This window comes from Rhodococcoides trifolii, from assembly GCF_014635345.1.
Classification (GTDB): Bacteria; Actinomycetota; Actinomycetes; order Mycobacteriales; family Mycobacteriaceae; genus Rhodococcoides; species Rhodococcoides trifolii.
In genome coordinates, this window is record NZ_BMCU01000005.1 from 219,348 (window position 1) to 244,732 (window position 25,385).

Below are 25,385 nucleotides of genomic sequence, written 5' to 3' on the forward strand. Positions count from 1 at the left end.
TGCCACTTCGAGGGGCCCCAGCCGGGCAGAATGGAATCATGGCTCCACTCCCACAGATCGACCTGCGCTCGGACACCGTAACCACGCCCGACGACGACATGAAGAAGGCGATGTTCGACGCGCCGCTCGGCGACGACGTGCTCGATCACGACCCGACGATGGCGAAGCTCGAGGAAACCGTCGCCGATGTCTTGGGCTTCGAGGCCGCACTGTGGGTTCCCAGCGGATCGATGGGCAACGTGATTGCGTTGATGTTGCACCTACGCCGCGGAGATCAGTTTCTCGCACCGGACTTCGCGCACGTCCTCGGATCCGAGCTCGGCACCGCAGCGTGGCTCGCACTCGGGATGCCTCGCGCTCTGCCGCACGACGGTGGCCCGGGTCGGCCTTCCGTCGACACCGTTCGCCGCGAGGGCGCAGCGGGCGGCCCGTACTTCGCCCTCCGCACCACGCTGCTGTGCCTCGAGAACACCCACAACTTCGCGGGCGGGGCGGTGACCGGCCCCGCGGATTGGGCGAACCTGGTGGCCGCGGCCAAGGAGAACGAGCTGCTCGTCCATCTCGACGGCGCCCGGTTGTGGAACGCTGCGGTGGCGCTGGAGGTGCCGCCGTCCGAGCTGACGCGCGGCGCCGACACGGTCACGGTGTGTATGAGCAAGGGTCTCGGGGCTCCGGTGGGATCGGTACTGGCGTCGGACGCGACCCGTATCGAGGAAGCCCGACGTATTCGAAAGATGTTGGGCGGCGGCGTTCGTCAGGGCGGCATGCTCGCCGCAGCCGGGTTGGTGGCGCTGCAGTCGATGGACCGACTTGCCGACGATCACGCCAATGCGAGGGTGCTCGCCGACGGCCTGCGTGAGCGCGGGTGGACGGTGACCGACCCGGACACGAACATCGTGCTGGCCGACTCACCCGACCCGTCGGCTACGGTGACCGAGTTGGCCGCCAAGGGAATCGGAGCGGTGTCGGTGGCGGGGAAGGTGCGCTTCGTGACGCACCGCGACGTCGGTCGAGCGGACGTCGAGACGGTTCTGCACCAGCTCGCCTAGTTGTTCTCGGGCAGCACACTTCTCGGGCAATACACCTAGTGCAGGAACGGGCGCAGACGCTCGATTGCTTCCTCGACGTCCGCGGTGGCGCCCGCGAAGGAGAACCGCACGGTGTGCGAGCCGCGCACGGTGTCGAAATCGATGCCCGGAGCGAACGCGACACCGGTGCGGTCGAGAATGTCCGAGCACCAGCGCAGGGAGTCGTCGGTGAGGTGCGCAACGTCCGCGTAGGCGTAGAACGCGCCGTCGGCCGGCGCCAGATCCGTGATGCCCGCGCCGCGTAGACCGCTGAGCAGGATGTCCCGGTTGACGGCGTAGCGGTGCACGTGGGCGTCGATCTCGGCACGCGACTCGTCGGTGAACGCGGCGATTGCAGCGACCTGCGACGTGGTGGGCGGACAGACCGTCATGTTCGACGCCAGTCGCTGCACTGCGCGAGTGAGACTGCGCGGCAACAGCATCCAACCCAGTCGCCATCCCGTCATCGAGAAGTACTTCGACACCGAGCCCACCACGACCGATTCGCGGGATGTTTCCCATGCGCTGGTCGTGGCGACGTCGCCGTAGGAGATGCCGTGATAGATCTCGTCCGAGACGAGCAGCGTTCCGTGCTCGTCGCACCAGCGTGCGAGCTTCGCGAGTTCCGTCGGATCGATGACGGTTCCCGTGGGGTTGGCTGGGCTGGCCACGATCAGTCCCGCCGGCGGGGTGGGCAGGGCGTCGAGCATCTCCACCGTGGGCTGGTAGCGGACGTCACTGCCGCAATCCAGTTCGACAACACGGCAGCCTAACGCGGCCAACGTGTTTCGATACGCCGGATAGCCGGGGCGTGCCATGACGACGGTGTCGCCCGCGTCGAACGCAGCGAGGAACAGCAACGTGAAGGCGCCCGACGAGCCCGTTGTGATCACCACGTCGTCCGCGTCGACGGCGATATTCGAGCGCTCGGAGTGGTAGCGGGCGACGGCCTCACGGAGCGGGCGTATCCCGAGCGTTTCGGAGTACCCGAGCAGATGTGAATCGAGGGCAGCGTGCATGGCGTCGAGTACCGGCTTGGGTGCGCGCGTGGACGGTTGTCCCGCAGCCAGACTCAGCACATCGCCGTGCGTGACCTGCCGTGCCGCCGCGGCCGCGAACACGTCCATGACATGGAACGGTTCGACGCGCGAGCGCCGACTGTTCGTTTCGGCCGACCTCCGGCCTTCCTGCTCGGATCTCACGACGGTACGGAGATACGGCCTTCGACCGCAGCGAGCCCGATATCTGTTCGAAAGTGGCTGCCGGCCAGACGAATATGCGACATCGTCTCGTATGCGGACGTGCGGGCCTCGTCGAGGTCGGCCCCCACACCCACGACACTCAGTACGCGTCCGCCCGCCGACACCACGGCGCCGTCGGCGTTCACGGCGGTGCCTGCGTGCAGCACGGTGGGTGAGTCGATTCCCGTGATCGGATCTCCGGTACGGGGGCGCCCGGGGTAGTTCTCGGCGGCCACCACCACGGTGATGGCGGAAGCGTCCTTCCACTGCAGCGGCGGAAGGTCTTTCAGGGTTCCGGTGGCGACCGCGTTCAGAGTTGCTCCGAGAGGCGAATCGAGCAGGGCCAGTACCGCCTGTGTTTCAGGATCACCGAAGCGGCAGTTGAATTCGATGACCGCGGGTCCGTCGGCGTCGACGGCGAGGCCCGCGTACAGCAGTCCGCTGAACGGGCATCCGCGTCGAACCATCTCGGCGGCAACGGGTTCGACGACGTCGGCGACGATGCGCTCGACTGCGCCCTCCGGCAACCAGGGCAACGGGGTGTAGGCGCCCATTCCGCCGGTATTGGGTCCGGTGTCGCCGTCGCCGACCCGCTTGTGGTCCTGCGCCGGGAGCAGCGGCACGACGTCGGTGCCGTCGACGAGACAGAAGAGCGACACCTCGGGTCCGGACAGAAACGTCTCGAGAAGTACAGGGTGCCCGTGTTCGAGGAGATCGGCGGCGTGAGCCCGAGCGGTCAGTCGGTCCGCCGTGACGACGACACCCTTGCCCGCGGCGAGGCCGTCGTCCTTGACCACCCAGGTCGGACCGAAGCGATCCAGCGCGGAATCGAGTCGTGCAGGGCTGTCGACGATTTCGCTGTGCGCGGTGCGCACGCCGGCGACGGTCATGACGTCCTTGGCGAACGCCTTCGATCCTTCGATCTTCGCGGCCTCGGCGGACGGCCCGAAGCACGCGATTCCTGCGGCACGGACGGCATCGGCCACTCCCAGAACCAGTGGCACCTCCGGTCCGACGACCACGAGGTCGGCGTCGACCTCTGCTGCGAGCTCCGCGACCGCGGGTCCGGACGCCACGTCGACCGCACGGGTCTCGGCAACCTTCGCGATCCCGGCATTGCCGGGGGCGCAGAGGACCGCGCTGACGTCGGAATCTTCCGACAGGGAGAGAACCAGGGCATGTTCACGGGCTCCGGAGCCGATGACGAGTACGCGCACGGGAGCAGCCTACTTCTCTGGACTTTCCACTCGCGGGCCGCTAACTTGTTGTTTCGTAAATACGGAATACCGGAATATTGGAGGATGAGATGAAGAGGTTCGTCGCTCCACTCGCCGCCCTGCTGGTTCTCGCGGGATGCGCCGCAGCCGAGGACCCTCCTGCGGCGGCGGACCCCGCCTGCGAATCGACGCCGGCCGTCGATCTCACCCAGCCCGAGGGGTGGATCGGACAGATTCCCGCGCAGTCGGAGACCACGAGCCTGGTCATCGACGACGGCAAGGGGACCGTGGTCGATCACCGACCCGACGCGGTTCAGCCCTTGGCATCCGCCGTGAAGGTGGTACATCTCGCGGCGTACGCACAAGCGGTGGCGGCGGGGAAGCTCGATCCGAACGAGCAGGTACCGATCCTGGACTGGGAGCGGTGGCACGCGTCCGGCGTGGACGGCGGAGCGCACCCGCAGGCACTGACCCGGCTGGGAATTCCGAACAACGGCGTGTTTCCCGACGATCTGTCGGGCACGGTGAAGTTGGACGACATGGTCTCGGCCATGATCCAGGAAAGCGACAATGCGACCGCCGATTACTTGCGCTACCGCTTGGGCGATCAGGCCCTGATCGACGCAGCCGCGACCGGTGGTTGGGCCGACTTCCAAGTCCCCACGCTGGTCGGGTCGACGCTGGGCGCAGTCGATCCGGAGCATCCGACCGGGGACCTGTGGCCGTTGGCGCAACGTTTTGCATTCGACGACGCCTTCCGCGTTGCCTACAGCGGCACTCTGGTGGGAACGACCCCGCTCAGCGAGCAAGCAGAGTACCTGTCGCAGAACGGCCCGATGGGAACCGCCTCGGAGTTGACGTCGGTGTACCGGTCGATCCTGAGCGGAACGTTCGGAGCGGCGACCGACACCATCCGTCGTCAACTCGAGTGGCGACCCGCCCCCGACGGTTTCACCGCCATGGGATTCAAGGGCGGAAGCGTACCGGGCGTCCTCACCCAGGCGTTCGAGTTCACACTCGACGACGGCTCACAGGCCACCGCGGTCTGGCTGATGTCAGGAATGGACGAATCCACGTTCACATCGGTACTGGAGAATTTCGGTAACCAGCAGCAACTCATCATCGACGCCGCGCGCGATCGCGCGACGCTGGACCGGATAGCCTGCGTGGCGTGACCGACGAACCCGACCTCAGGGAGCGGCTCGCCGCACTCGAGGCACGGGTTGCTGCGCTCGAGGCGCCGGTCGCCGCCCCTCCGTCACCGGGCGCGGGCTCCGGTGGACTGATCGGTTACCGGGGGGAATCCAATCTCCACGGCCGCGTGACGTGGGAGATCGAGTACACGCCCGACGGTGTTCTCCGCCTTCCGATGCAGAACTCCGTCGATGTCCTTGCCGCACTGGGCCACCCGGTGCGGCAGGGCATCGTTCGGCACCTGTTGAACGGGCCGGTGGACGCGGCCGATCTCCAGGCAGCGGTGGGCTTGTCGTCACCGGGCCAGCTCTACCACCACCTGAAGTCCTTGACTGCGGCACGACTGGTGGAGCAACGAGGTCGTGGCGATTACCGCATCTCCGGACCGCACGTCGTCCCGATCCTCACCATCCTGCTCGCGTCGTCGGACGTAGCCGGGGATCTGGGTACCTGACGTGCAACCTCGCAACGCCCGCATCGGGGTCTCACTGCTGTTCTTCACCAACGGTGCACTGTTCGCGAACCTCGTTCCGCGGTACCCCGCGATCAAAGCCGAACTCGGCCTGACCAACACGATCTACGGCGTCGCTCTCGCCATGTTTCCTCTCGGCGCGTTGGTGTCGGGGCTCGCGGCCGGTCTGCTCGTGCGCCGCTACCGCTCGTCACGCGTCGCGGTGGCGGGCACGATAGTCACGGGGATCGGCGTCGTGGCGGCAGGAGTGTCGCCGACGTGGGTCACCTTGGCCGCCTCGCTGTTTCTGGCCGGTGCGGCCGATTCGATCACCGACGTCGCCCAGAACGCGCACGGGTTGCGCGTCCAAAGAGCCTACGGCCGTTCCATACTCAATTCCTTCCACGCTGTCTGGAGTATCGGCGCGGTCACCGGTGGTGTGATGGGCGGCGCAGCAGCAGGATTCGACATCCCCCTCGGTATCCATCTCGGCACGTCGACCGTCCTGATGTCGCTGATCGCGGTCGGGTGCTACTTCCTCATGCTTCCCGGACCGGAGCCGTTGTCCAAGACCGGTGAGCTGCCGACGCAGTCCTCCGTCGGTCCCAAAGTGGCCGTTCTGTCCGCACTCGTCGTCATCGCCGTGTGCGGCGCACTGGTCGAGGACGCCGGAAGCTCCTGGGCTGCGGTGTATCTGAACGGTGACCTCGGCGCGATTCCGGCCGTCGCAGCCCTCGGCTTCGTCGCGCTCGTCGGCGCTCAAACCGTCGGCAGACTTCTCGGTGACCGGCTGGTCGACCGGTTCGGCCAACGTGCGGTGGCCAGGGCCGGAGGCACGATCGCCGCCGTCGGAATGGGTGCGGCGCTGGCATTCCCGTCGGTTCCCGGCACCATCGTCGGGTTCGCCGCGGCGGGGTTCGGTGTGGCCACCCTGGTTCCCGCCGCGATGTCCGGGGCCGACGACCTTCCCGGTCTGCGCCACGGCACCGGACTGGCCGTCGTCAGCTGGCTCATGCGCATCGGTTTCCTGGTGTCACCGCCCATCGTCGGCCTCGTCGCGGACACGGCCGGCCTGCGGGTGGGGCTGATCGTGGTGCCGCTGGCCGGGGTTCTGGTGGTCGTGTTGGCGAGGGCGTTGGCCGGTCATGCAAAATGAGCCATTATTCGGCTCGAAGCGCGGGATCTCGCGTCTGAGTCATGAAAATGGCCACTCCGGCATGCACGCGTTGATCGACCGACGACGTCGACGCACCACAGCCATGATCTGGTCGATCACGCGGTCCATGTTTGCCATGACCTGCACCGCGGAGTAGCGCAGAATCAACCACCCGCTCAACATCAAGTGATTCTGGCGGCTCCGGTCGTTGTTGAACGCATCGGGCGAGATGTGGAACTCGCGACCGTCGATCTCGACGACCACCCGAGCACGAAAGTCGACGAAGTCACCGAAATACCTCCCGATTTGCGCATTGATTTCCATGAAGAAGTTTCGCGCCGACATCGCACGTCCCACGAGGCGCTCGGGTTCCGATCGAGTGTTGAGCACGCACCGTCGAAGTTGCTGTCGGAGCGCCGTCATTCCTGCCATCCCCTTGGAGCGCTCACACAACGTCACCAATTCTCGACGTTCGGCAGGCGTGCGAACCGCAGTATCGAAGAACAGTTCTAGCTGGCTGCCGTGCAGCATCGCGGCTACGTCGACAAAAGTCTGAGCCCTCGTCACCACCGGCAGTCCGCGACGACGTGAATGCTCGGGGAGTTGCCGGCGAAAGAGCCGCACCCATTGCGGTGCGCGGCGTGCACTATCGGGAGGCACCGACGCCGAAATCGTCTCCGGCTCGGAGTCGATCATGTCCCATAACCACGCGGCCGTTAGATGACTCAACACCGCATTCGGCTTCCACAGCGTCACGGCGGTACACAAGTCGAGGTAGTCCGGCTTTTCGGTTGCGTAGATCGCGGGCAAGACGCGGATCAATCGTTGCGATTTCACCCGGTACGCGATTGCGCCACGGCCGAGCCCCAATTGTTCCGATGTGAATACCCCCATCGGCACACCGTGGACGATTCAGCGTCTCCGCGCCAGTGTCACCTCGGGATCTGTGGATAAGTCGCCGGTTGTCCACAGGGCCAAACATGCGCATTGGTCCACTTTCCGGTGCAATGCGCGGTATCCCGCGCCTCGGACCGAAAAGTGGACCACCTTGCACCTACCTGGTCAGGTCGTACAGCGTCACCCCGTCCACCGTCTGGGCCGTGTAGTTCGCCTCGACCCAACTGGTGATCTCCGCCGACGTTCCCGAACTGGAGCCGCCCATCATGCCGCCACCGGCGATGAACCAGTGGATCCGGCCGTCGGCGACGTACTGCTGGAACTGCGCCAGCGTCGGCGACGGGTCGGTGCCGTTGAACCCACCGATCGGCATCACCGGATCCTGTGTGGCGAGCTGGAATCCCGATGCACTGTTCGAGCCGATGGCGGCAGCGACCCAGGTGTACTGGTCGGAATTCTGCTCCAGCAGTGCAGTGACCGCAGCGCTCGGGGTGCTGCCCATGAGGAGGCTGCCGGCACCCCCGGATCGTCCGGGCATCGCGGCCGCGCCGGGCGCTCCCGGGATACGCGCACCACCCGGCATCCCGGTAGCAGCCGGCATCTGCCCACCACCCGGCATCCCGGCACCGCCGTTACGAGCGCCACCGAAACCGCCTCGCCCGCCGCCCATTCCGCCGGGACCGAACCCGCCGGTGCTCGGCCCGGCGGACACGATCGAGCCCTGATGCGGCGTAGCAATCGTGTCGATCGCGTATGCCGTGGGCCCAGCGAGCCCAGCGAACATGGCCGCCAGAATCGTCACCACCGCGAGGCGGCCCTTCGTCAGATACGGAATGAGCAGAGCGATCGCGGCGATCGCTGCGAACGCGACGATCACGAAGCGAAGCCACGGCACGAAGGTGTCACTGCGCGAGAGCACGATCCAGGACATCGCACCGGCCGCGAGCACCGAGATTGCCATGACGATGCGCACCCAATACCGAGACTTGGTGCGCCACAGTGTGGCACTCCCGATTCCCACCAACGCGGCGATCGCCGGAGAGAGTGCCACCGTGTAGTACGGGTGAAAGATACCCGCCATGAAACTGAACGTCAGACCGGTGACCAGCAACCACAGACCCCACACCACGAACGCCGCGCGGCGCACGTCGACGCGAGGAGATCGGCCGCGCAGCACGATGCCGGCGACGAGAAGGATCAGCGCCGACGGGATCAGCCATGCAATGTTGCCGCCCTGCTGCGAGTCGAACATGCGCAAGATGCCGGTCTCTCCCCACATGCTGCCGCCGGCGCGCATGCCGCCTCCCCCGACCGATCCGGTTTCCTCGCCGCTGAGTCGTCCGAATCCGTTGTAGCCCAACGTCAGTTCGAGGATGGAGTTGCTCTGAGACCCACCGATCCACGGGCGCGACGACGCCGGCCACAGTTCGACGATGGCGATCCACCATCCGGCTGCGACGATCATGGTGCCCAGTGAGACGAACAGCTGACCGATGCGCTTTCCGATGCCGACCGGCCCGGCTAGCAGGTACGTCAACGCGAGCGGCGGCACCACCAGCATGACCTGTAATTGCTTGGTGAGGAATCCGAATCCGCACAGCACTCCGACGAGTACGAGCCAGCGGGTGCGCCCGTCTTCGACAGCCCGCAGCAGTGCCCACACGGCACCGATCATCAGCAGCACCAGCAGCGCATCGGGATTGTCGAACCGGAACATCAGTGCTGCAACGGGAGTCAGGGCGAGCGTGAGTCCGGCCAGCAATCCTGCGGCGGGTCCGAAGTGCCGCCGACAGATGATCCAGAGCAGCGCGACGGAGGCGACACCCATGATCACCTGCGGCAGCAGAATCGACCACGAATTCAGCCCGAAGATGCGGACCGAGATCTCCATCGGCCACAACGACATCGGTGGCTTGTCGACGGTGATCGAGTTGGCCGCGTCCGACGATCCGAAGAAGAACGCCTTCCACGACTCCGAACCCGCCTGTACCGCAGCGGAGTAGAAGGAGTTGGCCCAGCCGTTAGAGCCGAGGTTGACGATGTAGGCGATCGCCGTGCCGACCAGGAGGCCGGTCACGGCGATCGTTTCCCAGCGGCTGCGTCCGGAAGGGTGGACGGGCGCAGCCGAGGCATCGTGGGTTGCGTCCAGAGTGGCGGTCATGCCGTCACCCCGGAGGTGGAGTGGCGGAACACCCAACGCAGGGCGACGAATCGGGTCACGGTAGCAACGAGATTGGCGATCACCAGCACGACCAACTCGACATGCTTGGACGCGTCCGGCACCCATTGGTGCAGAGCGAACAGTGATCCTGCGGTGATGACCCAGCCGAAGGCGAACACGAAGAGTCCCTGCAATTGGTGTCCGACGGCGCCGTCGGACCCGCTGATGCCGAACGTGAACCGCCGATTCGCAGCGGTATTGAGCACCGCGGTGATCAGGAGCGCGACGAAGTTCGCTCCTTGCGCGCCCATCATGTCCTGCAGAAGCAGATAGAGAACGCCGTACGCGATGGTGCTCAGCACGCCGACGATGCCGAAACGCACCAGTTGGCCGATCATTCCCACGGGCACCCCGCTCACGAGTGGTTCGCGTCCCAAACTCCGGCGCAGGTCCGCGACGGGAAGCGCACCGGACGCCAACGCCCGACCCACCCGCCAGCAGCCCTTGAGGTCCTGCACGGCCGTGTCGACGATGTGGACGCTGCTATTCGGGTCGTCGACCCAGTCCACCGGCACCTCGTGGATGCGCAGGCCGACCTTCTCGGCAAGCACCAACAATTCGGTGTCGAAGAACCACCCGTTGTCCTGAACGAGGGGCAGCAACTCGCGCGCGACATCGGTGCGGATGGCCTTGAACCCACACTGCGCGTCGGAGAATTTGGCTCGCAGAGACGTACGCAGAATGAGGTTGTAGCTGCGAGAGATGAACTCGCGCTTCGCTCCTCGCACCACACGTGACTGTTTCGCGAGCCGTGAACCGATGGCGAGATCGGAGTGACCGGAGACGAGAGGGGCAACCAGCGGCATCAGACCGTTCAGGTCCGTGGACAGGTCGACGTCCATGTAAGCGACCACGTCGGCCTCGGATTCGAGCCAGACCGCTTTCAGGGCCCGCCCGCGACCCTTCTCGCCGAGATGACGGACACGAACCCCGTCGATCTCGGCTTCGAGACGCCGCGCCACCTCGAGGGTGGAGTCCGTGCTCGCGTTGTCCGCGATGGTGATCCGCGAGGCGTAGGGCACGGTGGTGGTCAGGAAGAAGTGGAGTCGGCGGATGCAGGTCTCCAGATCTCGCTCTTCGTTGTAGACGGGGATGACCACTTCGAGGGTGGCAACAGCGCTGGTCGACGTGGACGCCGCGCGCTGCTCACCTGCGCCGATGGATACGTTCGTTGTCATACGTCGAACTCTGGTGGTCGGCTCTGGGACCACCCTGCACTCGGGCTGGCAGTTTCCTGTGAACGGACCCCGTCACTTCCGACCGGCCTCCGGCCTGCCCGCCATTTCCGACCGGCCTCCGGCCTGCCCGTCATTTCCGACCGGCCTCCGGCCTGCCCGCTAGTGTGCAGAACATGGCATCGGTGTTCAGCGCAATCATCAAGGGAGACCTACCGGGACGCTTCGTGTGGGAGGACGACGACCTCGTCGCGTTCCTCACGATCAATCCGGTCACTCAGGGCCACACGCTGGTGGTGCCGCGGGCGGAGATCGACCAGTGGCAGGACCTCGATCCCGCGACGTTCGGTCGTCTGACAATCGTTGCGCAGCAGGTGGGCAAGGCCGTGCGGACAGCGTTCGACGCGCCCCGTGCCGGTTTGCTGATCGCCGGTCTCGAAGTGCCGCACCTGCATCTGCATGTGTTCCCGGCCTTCGACATGGGCGACTTCGACATCTCCGGTGCCGACCCGTCGCCGACTGCCGAGTCGCTCGACGAAGCGCAGGAAAAGATCAAGCGCGCGCTGCGTGGTCTCGGGAACGGAAGTCACGTCCCAGCCTGACGACGACTCAGCTGTAGATGACCGACTCGTCAACGGAGAGTCGGAACGCATGGCCGGCGTCGAAACACGTCACACCGGTTTCGGCCGATGTGCACGACGCGCCATCCACCTCGATCGTGTCCCCGTACTCGAGTGTGGGCATCGAGTCGGCCGCGACCGGTCCATAGTCGATGGTCGCTCCCCCGTACACGTTCTGCTTCGCGCACAGCCGTGACGTGCCCTCGGCGTTGATGTGAACGCCCGGACCGCCATGGCCGCAGGTCGGCACGCCCGGCGTGCTCGGGACGGACGACGTCTGACACCCGACGCGGTACCCGAACTCGGCCAGTCCGAGACGGAAACCGCAGGTCGTACGCCCGGTGGGGGTCCGGAAGAAGTAGGTCTCGTCGTCGCCGGGGTGGTGGGCGTCGTAGATCTCGGCGTTCACGGTCGGAGCGCTCCGCGTGGGCGCCGACGGTGACACCGTCAGCGATTCCATCAGCGTGGGCGCATCGTCACGCGAGTCCGGCTCCGTCGGCGGCGCCGGAAACGACGACGTCGTGCCAGCGGGGACCGACGTCGGTGCCACGACGGTGAAACTACCGTCGGCGCCTGCGCTGTTTCCGCAGGCCGCGATGGTGATGGCACCCCCAGCGCCATCACCACCGCAGCAAGTTTCTTGGTCCTGCGTGCGTTCATGTGCGCCTCCCCGCGCCGGTAGCGACTCGCCGCGCGAGTGGTCTACACCACCCTTATCGGGAGCTCGATCGATCCGTTAACCGATGAGACTGAACCGTTACCCAGACGAAGGACGTTGAATATTCAACGTAGAGTTGGTTATTCAACGATCAACTCTTTCTGCGCCGCCACCGCGAACGCGTCCGCCAGCCGATCCAGAGTCGTCGACGACAACGCCCACTGCTGCCAGTAGAGCCCGACGTCGTCCACTGCATCGCCGTCGAACGCAACCAAGCCATCGCCGTCGCGCCGTTGCAGATCCGGGATCATGCCCCAGCCGAATCCGAGACGCACGGCCGTCAGGAACTCCGCCGACGCCGGGACGACATGACGGGGAGGGGTCGACGGGTCCACGCCGCGCGCGAGGAGATGGCGTTCCTGCAACCGGTCCTTCCGATCGAAGACGACGACAGGCGCTGCGGCGAGGGAGCTGTCGTCCACGCTCGTGGAGAACCACCGTGCACAGAACGCGACGTTCGCGGTGGGCCGATAGCGCATCGCTCCCAAGCTGCGCACCGTGCAGCCGCGCACCGCTACACCGTCGGATGTGATTGCTGCAGTGACGGTTCCGTCCCGCAACAGCTCCGCGGTGTGATCCTGATCTTCCCGATGGATGTCGAACGCGACGGTCGGCGCGAGATGCGCCAGGGCGGGCAGCACCCAGGTGGCCAACGAATCGGCGTTCACGGCAAGGGAAATGGACGCGTGGGCGTCCTCGCTCCGCAATTCGCGAAGCGTCTCCTCGGTGAGACTGTCCATCTGACGCGCGAGACGCAGCAGCGTCGACCCGGATTCGGTGACCTCGGTCGGCTTGGTACGGCGAACCAGCACGCGCCCGACCGACGTCTCGAGCGACTTGATGCGCTGACTGACGGCCGACGGGGTGATGTGCAGAGCCCGTGCGGCGGCGTCGAAGGTCCCTTCGTCGACCACCGCGCGCAACGCCCGCAGTTGTTCCTGATCCATCGACTTAAGCTACATTCACGATGAGTGAAAATCATTAGCTGGACTGGATCTGTGTGCGTCTCTAGCGTCGTCGGTATGAACATCGTCGCTGTCGGCCAGTCCACCCTCATCGGGTTCGGCGTCGGGCTCTCTCTCATCGTGGCCATCGGAGCGCAGAATGCGTTCGTGCTGCGTCAGGGGCTACAGCGCGCCCACGTCCTCCCCATCGTCGCCGTCTGTGCGTTGTCCGACGCCGTCCTGATCGTCGCGGGAGTCGCCGGCGTCGGCGCTGTCGTCGACCGATTCCCGACGGCCCTCACCGTCGTCCGAATCGGGGGTGCTGTGTTCCTGCTCTGCTACGGCCTGATGGCGTTGAACCGGGCACGCAAGCCCGCGGCGTTGTCCGTCGCCGGTGCCGGCACGGGGTCGCTCGCAGCGGCGGTCGCCACCTGCCTCGCTCTCACCTGGCTGAATCCGCATGTCTACCTGGACACCGTCGTGTTCCTCGGCTCCATCGGCAATCAGCAGGGCGGCGACCTCCGCTGGTGGTTCGCGGCCGGCGCCGCGCTCGGCAGCATCGTCTGGTTCACCGGCCTCGGCTACGGTTCGCGACTGCTCGCGCCGCTGTTCGCACGGCCGTCTGCTTGGCGGGTACTGGACGTGCTGATCGGTGTCGTCATGTTGGCGCTGGCCATCTCGCTCGTCGCCGACCTCTGACCCGACAGCGGAAGTTCGATGCGGAACGTCGCACCATCACCGGGTGCACTGTTCACGCTGACCCGACCGCGATGCGCCGACACCAAGGCGGCGACGATGGATAGACCCAGTCCGCTGCCGCCACTCTCTCGGGTGCGGGAATCGTCGGTCCGGTAGAACCGTTCGAACACCCGCTCCGCATCGTCCGGAGCCAGACCCGGGCCGGTGTCACGCACTTCGAGCACGGCCCGATCCCCCACGGTTCCCACCGCCACCGTGATCGACGCGGACGCCGGGGTGTGGCGCAGCGCGTTGCTCACCAGGTTGCCGACGACCTGGCGCAGGCGAGCGTCGTCTCCCACGACCTCCGGTACGCCCGATCCGTCGAGCACTTCGAGATCGATCGACCGTTCGGGCGCAACAGCTTTCGCGTCGTGCACCGCGTCGGCCGCGATACGCAGGAGGTCGACCTCGTTCTCCTCGAGCGGGCGCTGGGCGTCGAGGCGCGCAAGCATCAGCAAGTCCTCGACGAGCAGACCCATGCGCGACGCCTCGCTTTCGATGCGCGACATGAGGAACCCGACGTCGGTCGTCGCGCCCTGCCGGTAGAGCTCGGACATCCCGCGAATCGTCGTCAGCGGGGTCCGTAGTTCGTGTGACGCGTCGCCGACGAAGCGCCGCATTCGATCCTCGGACTGTCGAGCTGCAGTCTCCGACGCTGCCGTCGCGGCGAACGCGTGCTGGATCTGCGCGAGCATCCCGTTGAGCGCCAACGACAGTCGACCCACCTCGGTCTTGTCGTTCCACTCCGGGACCCGTCGATGCAGGTCGCCCGCCGCGATGGCCGCGGCCGTGACTTCCACTTCCCGTAGAGGCCGCAAACTGCGGCGTACGACGAAATACGCCAGCACGGCCAGAGCGAGGAGAACGGCCGCACCGATGATGGTCTGCAGCACGATCAACCGGTTGACGATGTCCTTCGACTGCGTCAACTGTATTGCGACAGTGGTGGATCCCTGGCTGTTGGTGACCGTGACCGCGCGCCATTCGACCTCGGAGCCGTCGCGTGATCCGACGGTCTTCGGAGTCGACGTCAGGCCCGCCGACAGGTCGGGTTCCTCGTCGCCGGCGTCGTTGATCGGCGTACGAACTGTCCCGTCCGTCGCAACGGACCGGACGAAGAAATCCGACGGTGGCCGTTGCGGATTCGGCGCGTCGACCGGAACCTGACCCGAGAACTCCCGCTTGGGCTGGGCCCACCCCATCGAGGCGCCCATGAGTTGTTCGTCGACCTTGCTGATCAGTGTTCGCTCGAGCGCGGACGTCACAGCCACACCGGACGCCAGCAGCCCCATCGCCACCAGCAGAAGCAACGCGCCGACGAGGGTGATCCTCAAGGGCACGTTGCGTACTCGTTGGCGTACGGTCACCGGCGCGGCTCCCGCATGACGTACCCGACGCCGCGCAGGGTGTGGATCAGACGGACGTCACCCGTGTCGACCTTGCGCCGGAGGTAGGACACATACGATTCCACCACGCCCACCTCACCGCCGAAGTCGTAGTGCCATACGTGATCGAGGATCCGAGGCTTGCTCAGAACGGTTCCGGCGTTCACCATGAAGTACCGCAGGAGCGTGAATTCGGTGGGCGACAACGCGACCGGTTCGCCGGCCTTCCACACCTCGTGCGTGTCGTCGTCTAGTTCGATGTCCGCGAACTTCATTCGTGATGGTGCTGTCTCCGAACCCCGACCGGAGCGACGCAGGATGACGCGGAGCCGAGCGACGACCTCTTCGAGGCTGAACGGTTTGGTCACGTAGTCGTCCGCCCCGAGCGTCAGGCCGGTCACCTTGTCCTCCACCGAGTCACGCGCAGTGAGAAAGAGGGCAGGTGCGTCGATTCCGTCCGCGCGCAAGCGGCGGAGGAGTCCGAATCCGTCCATTCCCGGCATCATGACGTCGAGGATCAGCGCCTCGGGTTTGAACGTCCGCGCCCTGTCCAGGGCCGCAGGGCCGTTTGCCGCGGTCTGCACTTCGAATCCCTGAAAGCGCAGACTGACCGACAACAACTCCACGATCGTCGGCTCGTCGTCGACGACGAGGACGCGAGCCTCCGAGGCGGAGTCGGCGGTCTTGTTCTGGTGGCTAAGAGACACGGTCTGGGAAGTCACCTCTGAATAGTCGGACACTCCGCTGTCGGAAGTCTGCGCTGTAGCTGTGAGGTCGCTGTGAGTCCCCCACCACCGGACCGAATCACCGTCATCCCATCGAATTTATCTTGTCGGCCCGAATCGTGACCTTGACGCGCGTCTGGTCGCGGCCTCCGTACCACGGGTAGGGACCTCCGAGGTATCGCTGCGCGAGCTCCTCGATGTGTTCCACTCCCCCATCCGTGGTGGTCCCGATCACGGTGCCGCGGACCTCGAAGTAGCGGGACGGATTTTCGGGGTCGCACACGGTGAGGGCCAATCGCGGATCCCGCGCCAGGTTCCGCAGCTTTTGATATCCCGCGACGGTGTTGACGACGATGTCGGTTCCATCGGTGTCGACCCACGTCTGAGTGAGCTGTGGCGAGCCGTCCGGCATCGTGGTCGCGACGTAGCACAGGCTCGGCCGACGGAGCAGGGCCAGCAGATCTGCGGTGAGTTCCATCTCCACGACGGTAGACGCTGCAGCCATTTGCTACCGTCGATCCCGTCGACGCAGACAACCCGGACGAGCGCACCGTACCCGGCCAGCGACAAGACGGTGCCAGGGAGAGTCGTACGTCATGGCTTGGATCATTCTTGTCGTTTCCGGTGTGCTCGAAGCAGTTTGGGCCACCGCGTTGGGCCGCGCCGAGGGGTTCACCAAACCCGTCGCCACGATCGTGTTCGCGGTCGCACTGGTGGCCAGTATGGGCGGCCTTGCCTTCGCGATGCGTACCTTGCCCACCGGCACCGCCTATGCGGTCTGGGTCGGCATCGGTGCCGCGCTCACCGTCACGTACGCAATGGTCACGGGCGCGGAGAGCGCATCCGTCGCGAAGGTGCTGCTGCTGGTCGGGATCGTCGGGTGCGTGGTTGGGCTGAAGGTATTGCACTAGGGCTCGAACGGCCGGTTACAGTAACTTCCATGAACTGGGTGTCCGCCGTCACAATGCCAGTACGCGCCGGTCTGGCCGTCGCCGAATCCGCGGTCGGCTTCGCCGAGGTCGCGGTCTCCACCACCCGAATGGCGCTGGCCGCGGGGGCGACGGGATCCATGAACGCTGCAGCTCTGGCCGGCCCGCGCGGGCCGCTCGGGTTGCTCAGCCAGCTGTCCGAGCTCACGTCCGACGACCGCGCGTTCGGGCATGCGCTCCGCGCAGGTGGTCCACTCGACAGGTTGCTCGAACCGGGCGGTGCCGTCGATCGACTCACCACGCAGGGTGGCACCCTCGACCGACTGCTGGAGGACGGTGGTCCGCTCGAACGCATCCTGGCGCCCGGCGGCCCGTTGGACCGCGTGACGTCGGAGAACGGGCCGCTCGAACGCCTGCTCGCGGAGGGCGGATTGCTCGACCGCATGATCGCCGACGACGGACCACTCGAGCGTCTGACTGCACAGGGCGGACTGCTGGATCGCATGATCGCCGCCGACGGACCCGTCGAACGACTGACCGCGGACGGCGGCTTGTTCGATCGCATGACAGCGGACGACGGCTTGCTCGAACGCCTCACGGCCGACGACGGACCCATCGAACTGATGACCAGGCAGGGCGGGCTGCTCGAGACGCTGCTGGCCGAGGGCGGCGCGATCGAACGACTCGTCGCGAAGGACGGTCCGCTGGATCAGCTGTCGAACCTCGCGACGACGCTGAGTTCTCTGGCGCCGAACCTGCAGAAGATGAGCGTGAGCATCGACATCCTGCAGGACACCGCGGAAATGCTTGCCGCAGCGGTCAATCCGTTGGGCGAGCTGGTCGGCCGACTCCCGAACCGGTGGGTCAAGAGCCGGCCGCCGGCCGCCTTGCGGTAGCGCGACTACTTCGTCGGGTGCTCGCCGTTCTTCAGGTGCTCGCCGAAGAACGCGAACACCCGCGCGAACGCGTCCTCCGCCTGATCGTGGTGGTACCCGAAGCCTGCGACGCGGAGCAACGTCGCGCCGATGCCCGGCTTGAACTGATTCGCGAAGCCGTGACCCGCGCCCTCGTACGTCTTGACGTCATGCTCGATACCCTTGTCCTGCAACACTTTTTCGAGCTTCGGTCCCGCACCCCGCAAACTTGGATCCTTCTTGCCGAAGCTCGCGACAACGGGACACGACGCGGTGAGCGCCGTCTCCATGTCCTTCGGCAGCTGTCCGTAGAACGGTGCGCTCACTCCGAACCCCTTGGGCGCCAGCGCAAGCGCGAACCCACCGCCCATGCAGAAGCCCACGATGCCGACGGTCCCGGTGGTGTCGTCGCGCGCGGCCAAGGCGTCGCGAGCGGCAAGAAGGTCGTCGACCGAACGACCCTGGCGCCCCAGCATCTCCCGGAACACACGGGTGACGCAGCGAGCAAAACCGCCTCGTGCGTACAGATTCGGCACCATGGTCACGTACCCCTGGTCGGCGAACCGTCGAGCGATGTTCTGGTCGTCGTCGGTCAGACCGAAGGCGTCGTGCACGATGACCACGCCGGGCCAAGGTCCTTCTCCCGTCGGCACCTCGAGAACTGCATCGATGGTGTCGGAAGCGGTGGGAAGCTTTATGTCGGCCATGCTTCGACACTAGCGCTCAGAGGCACCTGAATCTCGGTGACCCACGACGACGGATCACCTGCGCCGTAGTACCGGTACACCTCCCGGCCCAACGAGAGCGAACTGTGTCCATTGTCCGAGATCCAGCGGTCGATCTCCTGGTAGAGGGGTAGAACGTCGTCCATCGATCCGTGGTGAACAGCAGACGCGACGGTGACTGCCGGCAGGTCCACCACGTCGAAGTCGTCGTTGGAGTTCGGATCGACCGCGACGGGGATGGCAGCGAACACCTGAACGCGCTCGTCGTCGGTCGGTGCGTAGTGAACGAGCAGCTCGCCCGTCGGAGTCACCCCGGCGGCGCGGAGCACCTCTCCTAGTCGTCCGCACAGCGGCTGCACCACTGGCGCGATGGACGCCGGTTCCCAGCTGTCGGCAACTGCGCTCAGTTGTGCGACGCGGATGGACGGAACGGTGACGACGGTGATGTCGGACATGACGGTCTCGCTTTCGATGGCCCGCAGTCTCGCCTGGACGCTCGCCAGTGCCGCTCTGTCCGCCTCGATCCGACTCCGCAGGTCCGCACGACGCGAGGACAACATCTCACGAAGTCGAGCGGTGTCGGCGTCGTCGTCGATCATGACGGCGACGTCCTGCAGAGTGAAGCCCAGATCCTTCAGCGCAACGAGACGGTTCAGCCGATTGAACTGTGCGACATCGTAGTAGCGATATCCACTGCTGCCGTCGACCTTGGCGGGCCGGAGTAGACCGATGCTGTCGTAGTGGCGCAACATACGCACCGACACTCGGCCTGCCCTGGCGAAATCTCCGATGGTGAACGTGACGACCTCAGTTGTAGAGCCTCACACTGTGTCAGAGTCAAGCGAACGTGACCGCCTCGTCCAGCGCCGCACGATCCGTCCGGAACGAGTTGATCGGCGCATCCTCGTCGGCGTACCCGAACGACACCGCGCACACCACCAGCCGGTCGTCGGGCATGCCGAAGAACTCCCGGACCGTCTCCGACACCATGGCGATTGCCGCCTGCGGGATGGTGGCGATGCCCAGTTCCTGCGCTGCCAGTACCAGCGTCGAGACGTAACCGCCGCAATCGACGGCGCCGTAGGTGCCCAGATACTTGTCCGTGGTGATGATCGCGGTGTGCGGGGCACCGAAGAACGTGAAGTTCTCGGCCATGTGCTCTGCGCGACGGGCGTGATCCTTCCGGTCGATCCCGACGCTGTCGTAGAGCGCAAACCCCGCTCCGCGGCGGCGGTCTTGGTAGACGCCGCGGTACTCCTCCGGCCCCGGAATGTCGGACCCCATTCGTCCCGACGCCGCCGCCTCGGACAGGGCCTTCGCCAACGCCGTCGTGGTCTCCCCGCTGGTCACGACGACCTGCCACGGCTGCGAGTTGCACCACGAGGGCGTGCGCTGGGCGAGCCGAAGCATCGCCTCGATGTCCGCCCGATCCACCTGCCGGTCCTGGTAGGCGCGGCAGCTGTAGCGGTGGTTCAGCAAGGCTTCGAGCGTCATACCTGCACGGTAGCGGGAAGGCCGGAGGCCGGCCGGATGTAGCGGGAAGGCCGGAGGCCGCAGCCGCTACATCCCGAGTGCGACCGCTACCGTCTCGGACAGCAACTGGCCATCGTGCACGCTCAGGCCCGCCTTCAGGCCAGGCATCGTCTCGCACGCCGCTTCCCAGCCGCGGTCGGCCAGTGCGACGACGTACGGGAGCGTGGCGTTCGTCAGCGCGTAGGTCGACGTCCGAGGGACGGCACCCGGCATGTTAGCGACGCAGTAGAACACCGAGTCGTGGACGGTGTACGTGGGATCGGCATGGGTAGTGGGGTGCGAATCTGCGAAGCAGCCACCTTGATCGATGGCGATGTCGACGAGAACCGATCCGGGCTTCATGCGTGCGACGAGCGAGTTGGACACCAGCGTCGGGGCCTTCGCACCGGGCACGAGAACAGCGCCGATCACGAGATCGGCACCGATGACGGCCTGCTCGAGCTCGAACGCATTCGACACCAGCGTCTTGACCTGGCCGTGGTACTGATCGTCGATCTCACGCAGTCTCGCGACATCCAGATCGAGCACGGTGACGTCGGCGTGCAGACCGTGCGCCATGGCGACCGCATTCTTTCCCGAGACTCCCGCGCCGATCACGACGACCTTGGCCGGTGCGACGCCGGGCACGCCGCCCATGAGAACGCCGCGGCCGCCGCCCTGTCGCATCAGGTGGTAGGCACCAGCCTGGGTGGCAAGTCGCCCGGCGACCTCGCTCATCGGGGCGAGCAGCGGCAAGCCACCGTCCTTGCCGACGACGGTTTCGTACGCGATCGCGGTGGTGCCCGAGGCGAGCAGCGCTTCCGTGCACTCGCGTGACGCGGCGAGATGGAGATAGGTGAACAGGACCTGGTTCTTCTTCAGTCGCGAATACTCTTCTGCAACGGGCTCTTTGACCTTCAGAAGCAGATCGGCGTTCTGCCAGACCTCGTCCGCGGTGGCGACGATCTGAGCGCCGGCCGCTTTGTAGTCGGCGTCGTCGAAGGAGGATCCGGCGCCGGCATCCGTCTCGACGATCACCTCGTGGCCGCGCTGCGCCAGCTCGTGCACGCCGGCCGGGGTCATGGCGACCCGGTACTCGTGGTTCTTGACTTCGCGGGGAACACCGATCTTCATGTCATCTCCTCGACGGCAGTGGTTGATTACCTCCAATTCTGAAGTTTCGACGGAATCAGCGGAACAGCTGGGAACATAATTCTGTAGATTACGAAAATGGAACGTAAATCTTCGATCACACCGGTGCCCGAGGGCCCTACTCCGAAGGATGTTCGGCTCGACGACGTCGACAGATTGCTACTCGAGCAGCTCGCTCGAGACGCAAGGACCCCCAACAACGCACTTGCGGCATACGCAGGTATTGCGCCGTCGACGTGTCTGGGCCGCGTCCGCTCGTTGATAGAAAGAGGCGTCATTCGCGGATTCCACGCGGACATCGATCCCGCAGCGCTCGGCCACGACCTGCAAGCCATGATCGCGGTCCGCTTGCACGCGAACGCACGTCAGCACCTGACCGACTTCGCCGAAAGCTTCGTGGGGTTGTCCGAGGTGCTGAACATCTACTTCATCGCCGGGGCCGACGACTACCTGATTCACGTCGCCATGCTCGATTCTGCACACCTTCGCGACTTCGTCGTGCGGAACCTCAGTGCCCACCCGTCCGTCTCCGCGACGGAGACGATTCTGATCTTCGAGCACATCCGACCTCGGACCGGTTCTCGGACCTGATTTCGAGCTCCCATCCGATGGACCACCCGGTCCGAATACAGCTTGTACGGAAACACCAACGGCCACTGACGATGCGGGGTTCGCCTGTGACGTGAGCTGAAAGTGACTGATGAACTTACGACATGGGTGGAGGCGAAACGTCGATGGGTGACAACGGCCCCCGCTCCGGCGGAACAGTCCATCCCCTTCCCGATCGCGATCTCGTGGAGCTGGCGTACATTTGCGCGCTCGACGCCATGTCCGCGTCGGAGCTGTACGAGACGATGACCCGCGTCGACAACGCCGGTGCACCCACCCGGCGCAGCTTCGACGCCATCGTTCGTGACGTGCGCGAGACCATGGCCGTTGCGTCCTCCGCAACCGGCACGGCCGCACCCGTCGAACTTCGGTCGCGGATTCTCGACGCCGTCGACGCCACCCACCAGGAATTGTCTCCCCCGTCGGTTCCCTCTCTCGACGCCCACCGCGCGAAGCGAAACCGCTGGCGCGTTGCCGCAGCAGCGGCGGCCGCCGTGGTGATCGTCGGTGTCGGTGGGGCCGTGGTGACGACCCAACTGGGCGACTCCGCCGCTCCGACCCAGGTCCAGGCCGCTGATGCGCGGACCGTGTCGGTCGACATGACCGGCGGCGGCACCGCCACCGTGTCCTACTCGCGCTCCGAGAACACCGGCTCGGTGACCTTCGAAGGCATGGCTCCTCCGCCGGACGGTTCGGTGTACGAACTGTGGTTGGTCGACGGTGTCTCACGGTCCGTCGGCATGATCGGACCCGGTGACCCACTGACCCACACCTTGAACGGCATCGGTTCGGCCACGACGTTCGCGGTGACCGTGGAGCCGACCGGAGGGTCTCAACTGCCCACCACGGCTGCTATCGCGCAGGTGTCGCTGCAAGCCTGATCGGATCGTAGATCGGTCGAACACATGTTCGAATACGCGCTACGATAAGTCGGTGATCCGGCCTCGGCGACTCCACCTCATGGCGAACGGCCTGTGGGCCGAGGAGTCGCCGAGCACCTGCCGCAACGGTCATCGACTGGGCGCGAACACCGTTCTGGTCGGCGCTCGGGCGTGCTCCTGCGGCATCGGCCATCACCGCACGCACCGATGCCGGACGTGCGGTGACACCCGATTCACACCGGAACTCGGCGACCAGTGTCGCGATGCGAGCTTCGACGGTCGCGCGTCAGCTCCGAGAGACCAGTGACCGCAGGAAGAACGTCAGATTCGCCGGCCGTTCCGCCAATCGGCGCATGAAGTAGCCGTACCACTGATCGCCGTACGGGGTGTACACCCGGACTCGATGACCTTCGGTGGCCAACCTGACCTGCTCGCCGTCCCGGATGCCGTACAACATCTGAAACTCGAACGGGGCGGCGCGGTCAGCGCCGAGAGACGTTGCGGCGGCAATCATCTGCGGGTCGTGCGATGCCACCATCGGGTAGCCGTCGCCCTCCATCAGCACCGTCAGACAACGCAGGTACGACGCGTCCACGTCGTCCTTGGACTGGAACGCGACGGTGGCAGGTTCCTGATAGGCACCCTTGCACAGGCGAATCCGCGAACCGGGCCCGGCGAATTCTCGGCAGTCGGCCTCAGTCCGTTTCAGGTACGCCTGCAGGACCGTCCCGACGGAGGGGAAGTCCTTGCGCAACTCCCGAACGACGGCGAGGGTCCTGTCGGTGGTCGTGTGATCCTCCGCGTCGACGGTGACCCAGACGCCCGCCGCGTCTGCGGCCGAGCAGATCTTGTGCGCGTTCTGCAGCGCAACGGCGTTGCCGTCGCCCGGCAGCGACTGGCCGAGAGCCGACAGCTTGATCGACACCTCGAGCGAGTGCGGTCTAGCCACGGTCAGTCCCGTGTACGCGCGGATCAAGGACAGATAGGCGTCGACTGTGACCGTCGCGGTTGCTTCGTCGGTGGTGTCCTCGCCCAGGTAGTCGATGCTGACGCTGCGGCCGGACTCGAGCAGCGCCCGAGCGGCGTCGACCACCGCCGTTTCGCTGCTGCCGGGTACGAACCGGTCGACCAGCTTCTTGGTTACCCTGGATTTTCCGACGAGACCTTCGAGCTTCGGTGACCTCGCCGCAGCAAGCAACGCCGGCCGAACGATGTTGAGTGCCATGATGATCAGGCCTCCTGGTGCGGGTAGCGGTGGTCCGTCGCGGCGACGAACGTTTCCTTGACGGTGCGCGCCGACGCCCAGCGCAGAAGATTCTGCGGCGACCCGGCCTTGTCGTTGGTGCCCGATGCGCGGGCTCCGCCGAACGGTTGCTGTCCGACGACGGCTCCGGTCGGCTTGTCGTTGATGTAGAAGTTGCCGGCCGCGAAGCGCAGGGCCGTGTTGGCCTGTTCGACGGCGAGTCGGTCTGTGGCGATCACCGCACCCGTGAGTGCGTACTTGGATCCGGAGTCGATGCGCGCCAACGTCTCTGCATACTTCGAGTCGTCGTAGACATGCACGGCGAGAATGGGTCCGAAGTACTCGGTGTGAAAAGCGTCGTCGGTCGGATCGTCGCCGAGAAGGACCGTCGGATCGACGAAGTATCCGTCGGTGTCGTCGCACGTTCCGCCCGCGGCGATAGTGAGACTGGCGGTGTTCTTGGCCCGGTCCAACGCAGCAGCGTTGCGATCGAACGCTTTCCGGTCGATCACGGCTCCGCCGAAGTTGGTGAAGTCGGTGACGTCGCCGTACTTCAAGGACGACACCGTGTCCACGAACGTGTCCCCCATCTTCGCCCAGACCGACTTCGGCACGAACGCACGAGACGCGGCCGAACATTTCTGACCCTGGTAATCGAAGGCTCCGCGGATCAGGGCGGTGGTCAGCACGTCGGGATCGGCCGAACTGTGCGCGACGACGAAGTCCTTGCCACCGGTCTCCCCCACCAGTCGCGGGTACGAGTGGTAGTTGGAGATGTTCTCGCCGACCTCACGCCACAGACGCTGGAACGTCGCGGTGGAACCGGTGAAATGGATGCCCGCCAGGCGCGGATCCTTCAGTGCCACTTCCGATACGGTCGGTCCGTCTCCCAGGACGAGGTTGATCACACCGGCGGGCAGTCCGGCTGCTTCGAGTAGTTGGAGCGTCAGGTACGCGGCCACCGCCTGCGTGGGCGACGGCTTCCACAGCACGGTGTTGCCCATCAACGCGGGCGCGGTCGGCAGGTTGCCGGCGATCGCGGTGAAGTTGAACGGCGTGATCGCGTAGACGAATCCCTCGAGGGGCCGGTACTCGACGCGGTTCCACACCCCGGGAGACGAGACGGGCTGGTCCGCGAGAATCTGCCGGGCGAAAGAGACGTTGAAGCGCCAGAAGTCGATCAGTTCGCAGGGTGAATCGATCTCGGCTTGGTACGCGGTCTTGGACTGACCCAACATCGTTGCGGCCGCGATGGTTTCGCGCCACGGTCCGGCAAGCAGATCGGCCGCACGAAGGAACACGGCAGCGCGGTCGTCGAACGACAGATCACGCCACGCCGGGGCTGCTGCCGCGGCGGCGTCGATGGCGTCCTGGACGTCCTGGTGGTTCGCATTGGTGAAGGTGCCGATCACCGACGAATGCCGGTGCGGCTGCACCACCTCTTCCGCGGTTCCGTTTGCGACGCGGTGAACGCCGCCGATGACCTGCTTGATCTCGGTCGGATTCGCGGCGAGGCGGTCGAGTTGGGTGACGAGACGAGCACGCTCCGGACTGTTCGGCGCGTAGTCGTGCACGGTCTCGTTGACGGGAGCGGGAACTTCTGTGATGGCGTCCATGGCGAAACCTCCGGGTCTGGGTGCGATTGGTTTCAGCCTGGACCCCGGCATC

The 25,385-nt window shown here is 65.8% G+C and carries 26 protein-coding genes and 1 riboswitch; of the genes, 10 read left to right on the top strand and 16 right to left on the bottom strand.

Annotated elements, in window-relative coordinates:
• Positions 1 to 38 precede the first annotated feature (38 nt).
• The gene (locus IEW02_RS20850; RefSeq protein WP_229746200.1) at positions 39 to 1,049 is read left to right on the top strand and encodes a threonine aldolase family protein; all 1,011 of its coding nucleotides are present in this window, start codon (positions 39 to 41) and stop codon (positions 1,047 to 1,049) included.
• 35 nt (positions 1,050 to 1,084) lie between these two features.
• Here IEW02_RS20850 and IEW02_RS20855 read toward each other — a convergent pair whose 3' ends face one another.
• Both IEW02_RS20855 and purD read right to left on the bottom strand, forming a co-directional pair.
• The gene (locus tag IEW02_RS20855; protein WP_188546821.1) at positions 1,085 to 2,194 is read right to left on the bottom strand and encodes a pyridoxal phosphate-dependent aminotransferase; all 1,110 of its coding nucleotides are present in this window, start codon (positions 2,192 to 2,194) and stop codon (positions 1,085 to 1,087) included.
• A 71-nt stretch (positions 2,195 to 2,265) separates the two neighbouring features.
• The gene (gene purD, locus IEW02_RS20860) at positions 2,266 to 3,525 is read right to left on the bottom strand and encodes a phosphoribosylamine--glycine ligase (protein ID WP_188546822.1); all 1,260 of its coding nucleotides are present in this window, start codon (positions 3,523 to 3,525) and stop codon (positions 2,266 to 2,268) included.
• Positions 3,526 to 3,614: 89 nt separating this feature from the next.
• Between purD and IEW02_RS20865 the strand changes: the two genes are divergently transcribed.
• The 3 genes from IEW02_RS20865 to IEW02_RS20875 are packed head-to-tail and all read left to right on the top strand — an operon-like array spanning position 3,615 to position 6,326.
• Positions 3,615 to 4,700 (top strand): serine hydrolase, encoded by a 1,086-nt coding sequence (locus IEW02_RS20865; RefSeq protein WP_188546823.1) that lies wholly within the window; start codon positions 3,615 to 3,617, stop codon positions 4,698 to 4,700.
• The gene (locus tag IEW02_RS20870) at positions 4,697 to 5,173 is read left to right on the top strand and encodes a helix-turn-helix domain-containing protein (RefSeq protein ID WP_188546824.1); all 477 of its coding nucleotides are present in this window, start codon (positions 4,697 to 4,699) and stop codon (positions 5,171 to 5,173) included. Before IEW02_RS20865 ends, IEW02_RS20870 begins: the two co-directional genes overlap by 4 nt.
• Position 5,174: 1 nt before the next feature.
• On the top strand, positions 5,175 to 6,326 hold the full coding sequence (locus IEW02_RS20875) for an MFS transporter (RefSeq protein ID WP_188546825.1): 1,152 nt from the start codon (positions 5,175 to 5,177) through the stop codon (positions 6,324 to 6,326).
• Positions 6,327 to 6,365: 39 nt separating this feature from the next.
• On the opposite strand, the gene IEW02_RS20880 is transcribed toward IEW02_RS20875, so the two are convergent.
• From IEW02_RS20880 to IEW02_RS20890, 3 genes are all read right to left on the bottom strand, one after another.
• On the bottom strand, positions 6,366 to 7,220 hold the full coding sequence (locus tag IEW02_RS20880) for a DUF559 domain-containing protein (RefSeq protein WP_188546826.1): 855 nt from the start codon (positions 7,218 to 7,220) through the stop codon (positions 6,366 to 6,368).
• A gap of 160 nt (positions 7,221 to 7,380) precedes the next feature.
• Positions 7,381 to 9,384 (bottom strand): glycosyltransferase family 39 protein, encoded by a 2,004-nt coding sequence (locus IEW02_RS20885; protein ID WP_188546827.1) that lies wholly within the window; start codon positions 9,382 to 9,384, stop codon positions 7,381 to 7,383.
• Entirely contained in the window at positions 9,381 to 10,622 is a 1,242-nt protein-coding gene (locus IEW02_RS20890; RefSeq protein ID WP_188546828.1) for a bifunctional glycosyltransferase family 2/GtrA family protein, read from the bottom strand. The genes IEW02_RS20885 and IEW02_RS20890 overlap by 4 nt, the downstream gene beginning before the upstream one ends.
• A gap of 173 nt (positions 10,623 to 10,795) precedes the next feature.
• On the opposite strand from IEW02_RS20890, the gene IEW02_RS20895 reads away from it, so the two are divergent.
• On the top strand, positions 10,796 to 11,221 hold the full coding sequence (locus IEW02_RS20895) for an HIT family protein (protein WP_188546829.1): 426 nt from the start codon (positions 10,796 to 10,798) through the stop codon (positions 11,219 to 11,221).
• Positions 11,222 to 11,228: 7 nt separating this feature from the next.
• Here IEW02_RS20895 and IEW02_RS20900 read toward each other — a convergent pair whose 3' ends face one another.
• Together IEW02_RS20900 and IEW02_RS20905 are read right to left on the bottom strand one after the other, a co-directional pair.
• Positions 11,229 to 11,789 (bottom strand): hypothetical protein, encoded by a 561-nt coding sequence (locus IEW02_RS20900; RefSeq protein WP_188546830.1) that lies wholly within the window; start codon positions 11,787 to 11,789, stop codon positions 11,229 to 11,231.
• A gap of 248 nt (positions 11,790 to 12,037) precedes the next feature.
• Positions 12,038 to 12,904, bottom strand: a complete 867-nt coding sequence (locus IEW02_RS20905; protein ID WP_188546831.1) for a LysR family transcriptional regulator ArgP — start codon at positions 12,902 to 12,904, stop codon at positions 12,038 to 12,040.
• Positions 12,905 to 12,979: 75 nt separating this feature from the next.
• Here IEW02_RS20905 and IEW02_RS20910 point away from each other — a divergent pair, with 75 nt between their 5' ends.
• A complete protein-coding gene (locus IEW02_RS20910; RefSeq protein ID WP_188546832.1) occupies positions 12,980 to 13,600 on the top strand; it encodes a LysE/ArgO family amino acid transporter in 621 nt (206 codons plus the stop codon).
• On the opposite strand, the gene IEW02_RS20915 is transcribed toward IEW02_RS20910, so the two are convergent.
• The 3 genes from IEW02_RS20915 to IEW02_RS20925 all read right to left on the bottom strand — a co-directional run bounded on the left by IEW02_RS20915 (position 13,483) and on the right by IEW02_RS20925 (position 16,257).
• On the bottom strand, positions 13,483 to 14,934 hold the full coding sequence (locus IEW02_RS20915; RefSeq protein WP_188547017.1) for a sensor histidine kinase: 1,452 nt from the start codon (positions 14,932 to 14,934) through the stop codon (positions 13,483 to 13,485). The two genes, IEW02_RS20910 and IEW02_RS20915, sit on opposite strands and share 118 nt — an antisense overlap.
• 71 nt (positions 14,935 to 15,005) lie before the next feature.
• A complete protein-coding gene (locus tag IEW02_RS20920) occupies positions 15,006 to 15,734 on the bottom strand; it encodes a response regulator transcription factor (RefSeq protein WP_188547018.1) in 729 nt (242 codons plus the stop codon).
• 103 nt (positions 15,735 to 15,837) lie between these two features.
• Positions 15,838 to 16,257: a PPOX class F420-dependent oxidoreductase gene (locus IEW02_RS20925; RefSeq protein WP_229746201.1), complete on the bottom strand. Its 420-nt coding sequence runs from the start codon at positions 16,255 to 16,257 to the stop codon at positions 15,838 to 15,840.
• A 12-nt stretch (positions 16,258 to 16,269) separates the two neighbouring features.
• Positions 16,270 to 16,333: riboswitch (guanidine-III (ykkC-III) riboswitch) on the top strand.
• A 15-nt stretch (positions 16,334 to 16,348) separates the two neighbouring features.
• Between IEW02_RS20925 and IEW02_RS20930 the strand changes: the two genes are divergently transcribed.
• Both IEW02_RS20930 and IEW02_RS20935 read left to right on the top strand, forming a co-directional pair.
• On the top strand, positions 16,349 to 16,663 hold the full coding sequence (locus IEW02_RS20930; protein ID WP_188546833.1) for a DMT family transporter: 315 nt from the start codon (positions 16,349 to 16,351) through the stop codon (positions 16,661 to 16,663).
• A gap of 29 nt (positions 16,664 to 16,692) precedes the next feature.
• A complete protein-coding gene (locus IEW02_RS20935; RefSeq protein WP_188546834.1) occupies positions 16,693 to 17,577 on the top strand; it encodes an ABC transporter in 885 nt (294 codons plus the stop codon).
• Positions 17,578 to 17,582: 5 nt separating this feature from the next.
• Here the strand turns inward: IEW02_RS20935 and IEW02_RS20940 are convergent, their stop codons facing one another.
• From IEW02_RS20940 to ald, 4 genes are all read right to left on the bottom strand, one after another.
• On the bottom strand, positions 17,583 to 18,302 hold the full coding sequence (locus IEW02_RS20940; protein ID WP_188546835.1) for a dienelactone hydrolase family protein: 720 nt from the start codon (positions 18,300 to 18,302) through the stop codon (positions 17,583 to 17,585).
• A complete protein-coding gene (locus IEW02_RS20945; protein WP_268236770.1) occupies positions 18,290 to 19,111 on the bottom strand; it encodes a MerR family transcriptional regulator in 822 nt (273 codons plus the stop codon). The genes IEW02_RS20940 and IEW02_RS20945 overlap by 13 nt, the downstream gene beginning before the upstream one ends.
• Before the next feature lie 46 nt (positions 19,112 to 19,157).
• Positions 19,158 to 19,814: a nitroreductase gene (locus tag IEW02_RS20950; protein ID WP_188546837.1), complete on the bottom strand. Its 657-nt coding sequence runs from the start codon at positions 19,812 to 19,814 to the stop codon at positions 19,158 to 19,160.
• 66 nt (positions 19,815 to 19,880) lie between these two features.
• On the bottom strand, positions 19,881 to 20,966 hold the full coding sequence (gene ald, locus IEW02_RS20955; protein WP_188546838.1) for an alanine dehydrogenase: 1,086 nt from the start codon (positions 20,964 to 20,966) through the stop codon (positions 19,881 to 19,883).
• A gap of 96 nt (positions 20,967 to 21,062) precedes the next feature.
• Here ald and IEW02_RS20960 point away from each other — a divergent pair, with 96 nt between their 5' ends.
• Both IEW02_RS20960 and IEW02_RS20965 read left to right on the top strand, forming a co-directional pair.
• Positions 21,063 to 21,575, top strand: a complete 513-nt coding sequence (locus tag IEW02_RS20960) for an Lrp/AsnC family transcriptional regulator (RefSeq protein ID WP_188546839.1) — start codon at positions 21,063 to 21,065, stop codon at positions 21,573 to 21,575.
• 122 nt (positions 21,576 to 21,697) lie between these two features.
• Positions 21,698 to 22,474, top strand: coding sequence for an anti-sigma factor (locus tag IEW02_RS20965; RefSeq protein WP_188546840.1), 777 nt, complete (start codon positions 21,698 to 21,700; stop codon positions 22,472 to 22,474).
• 286 nt (positions 22,475 to 22,760) lie between these two features.
• Here IEW02_RS20965 and IEW02_RS20970 read toward each other — a convergent pair whose 3' ends face one another.
• Positions 22,761 to 23,699 carry a proline dehydrogenase family protein gene (locus IEW02_RS20970; RefSeq protein ID WP_188546841.1) on the bottom strand — a complete coding sequence of 313 codons (939 nt, stop codon included), beginning with the start codon at positions 23,697 to 23,699 and terminating at the stop codon, positions 22,761 to 22,763.
• A gap of 5 nt (positions 23,700 to 23,704) precedes the next feature.
• Positions 23,705 to 25,333, bottom strand: a complete 1,629-nt coding sequence (pruA, locus tag IEW02_RS20975) for an L-glutamate gamma-semialdehyde dehydrogenase (protein ID WP_188546842.1) — start codon at positions 25,331 to 25,333, stop codon at positions 23,705 to 23,707.
• Positions 25,334 to 25,385: the final 52 nt, after the last annotated feature.

Bases quoted from the DNA above. Each gene is read 5' to 3' on its own strand.
- IEW02_RS20850 (WP_229746200.1), top strand. From the start codon at position 39: ATGGCTCCACTCCCACAGATCGACCTGCGCTCGGACACCGTAACCACG.
- IEW02_RS20855 (WP_188546821.1), bottom strand. From the start codon at position 2,194: ATGGACGTGTTCGCGGCCGCGGCGGCACGGCAGGTCACGCACGGCGAT.
- IEW02_RS20865 (WP_188546823.1), top strand. From the start codon at position 3,615: ATGAAGAGGTTCGTCGCTCCACTCGCCGCCCTGCTGGTTCTCGCGGGA.
- IEW02_RS20880 (WP_188546826.1), bottom strand. From the start codon at position 7,220: ATGGGGGTATTCACATCGGAACAATTGGGGCTCGGCCGTGGCGCAATC.
- IEW02_RS20885 (WP_188546827.1), bottom strand. From the start codon at position 9,384: ATGACCGCCACTCTGGACGCAACCCACGATGCCTCGGCTGCGCCCGTC.
- IEW02_RS20890 (WP_188546828.1), bottom strand. From the start codon at position 10,622: ATGACAACGAACGTATCCATCGGCGCAGGTGAGCAGCGCGCGGCGTCC.
- IEW02_RS20895 (WP_188546829.1), top strand. From the start codon at position 10,796: ATGGCATCGGTGTTCAGCGCAATCATCAAGGGAGACCTACCGGGACGC.
- IEW02_RS20905 (WP_188546831.1), bottom strand. From the start codon at position 12,904: ATGGATCAGGAACAACTGCGGGCGTTGCGCGCGGTGGTCGACGAAGGG.
- IEW02_RS20910 (WP_188546832.1), top strand. From the start codon at position 12,980: ATGAACATCGTCGCTGTCGGCCAGTCCACCCTCATCGGGTTCGGCGTC.
- IEW02_RS20915 (WP_188547017.1), bottom strand. From the start codon at position 14,934: ATGGGGCTGCTGGCGTCCGGTGTGGCTGTGACGTCCGCGCTCGAGCGA.
- IEW02_RS20925 (WP_229746201.1), bottom strand. From the start codon at position 16,257: ATGGCTGCAGCGTCTACCGTCGTGGAGATGGAACTCACCGCAGATCTG.
- IEW02_RS20930 (WP_188546833.1), top strand. From the start codon at position 16,349: ATGGCTTGGATCATTCTTGTCGTTTCCGGTGTGCTCGAAGCAGTTTGG.
- IEW02_RS20935 (WP_188546834.1), top strand. From the start codon at position 16,693: ATGAACTGGGTGTCCGCCGTCACAATGCCAGTACGCGCCGGTCTGGCC.
- IEW02_RS20940 (WP_188546835.1), bottom strand. From the start codon at position 18,302: ATGGCCGACATAAAGCTTCCCACCGCTTCCGACACCATCGATGCAGTT.
- IEW02_RS20950 (WP_188546837.1), bottom strand. From the start codon at position 19,814: ATGACGCTCGAAGCCTTGCTGAACCACCGCTACAGCTGCCGCGCCTAC.
- ald (WP_188546838.1), bottom strand. From the start codon at position 20,966: ATGAAGATCGGTGTTCCCCGCGAAGTCAAGAACCACGAGTACCGGGTC.
- IEW02_RS20960 (WP_188546839.1), top strand. From the start codon at position 21,063: ATGGAACGTAAATCTTCGATCACACCGGTGCCCGAGGGCCCTACTCCG.
- IEW02_RS20965 (WP_188546840.1), top strand. From the start codon at position 21,698: ATGGGTGGAGGCGAAACGTCGATGGGTGACAACGGCCCCCGCTCCGGC.
- IEW02_RS20970 (WP_188546841.1), bottom strand. From the start codon at position 23,699: ATGGCACTCAACATCGTTCGGCCGGCGTTGCTTGCTGCGGCGAGGTCA.
- pruA (WP_188546842.1), bottom strand. From the start codon at position 25,333: ATGGACGCCATCACAGAAGTTCCCGCTCCCGTCAACGAGACCGTGCAC.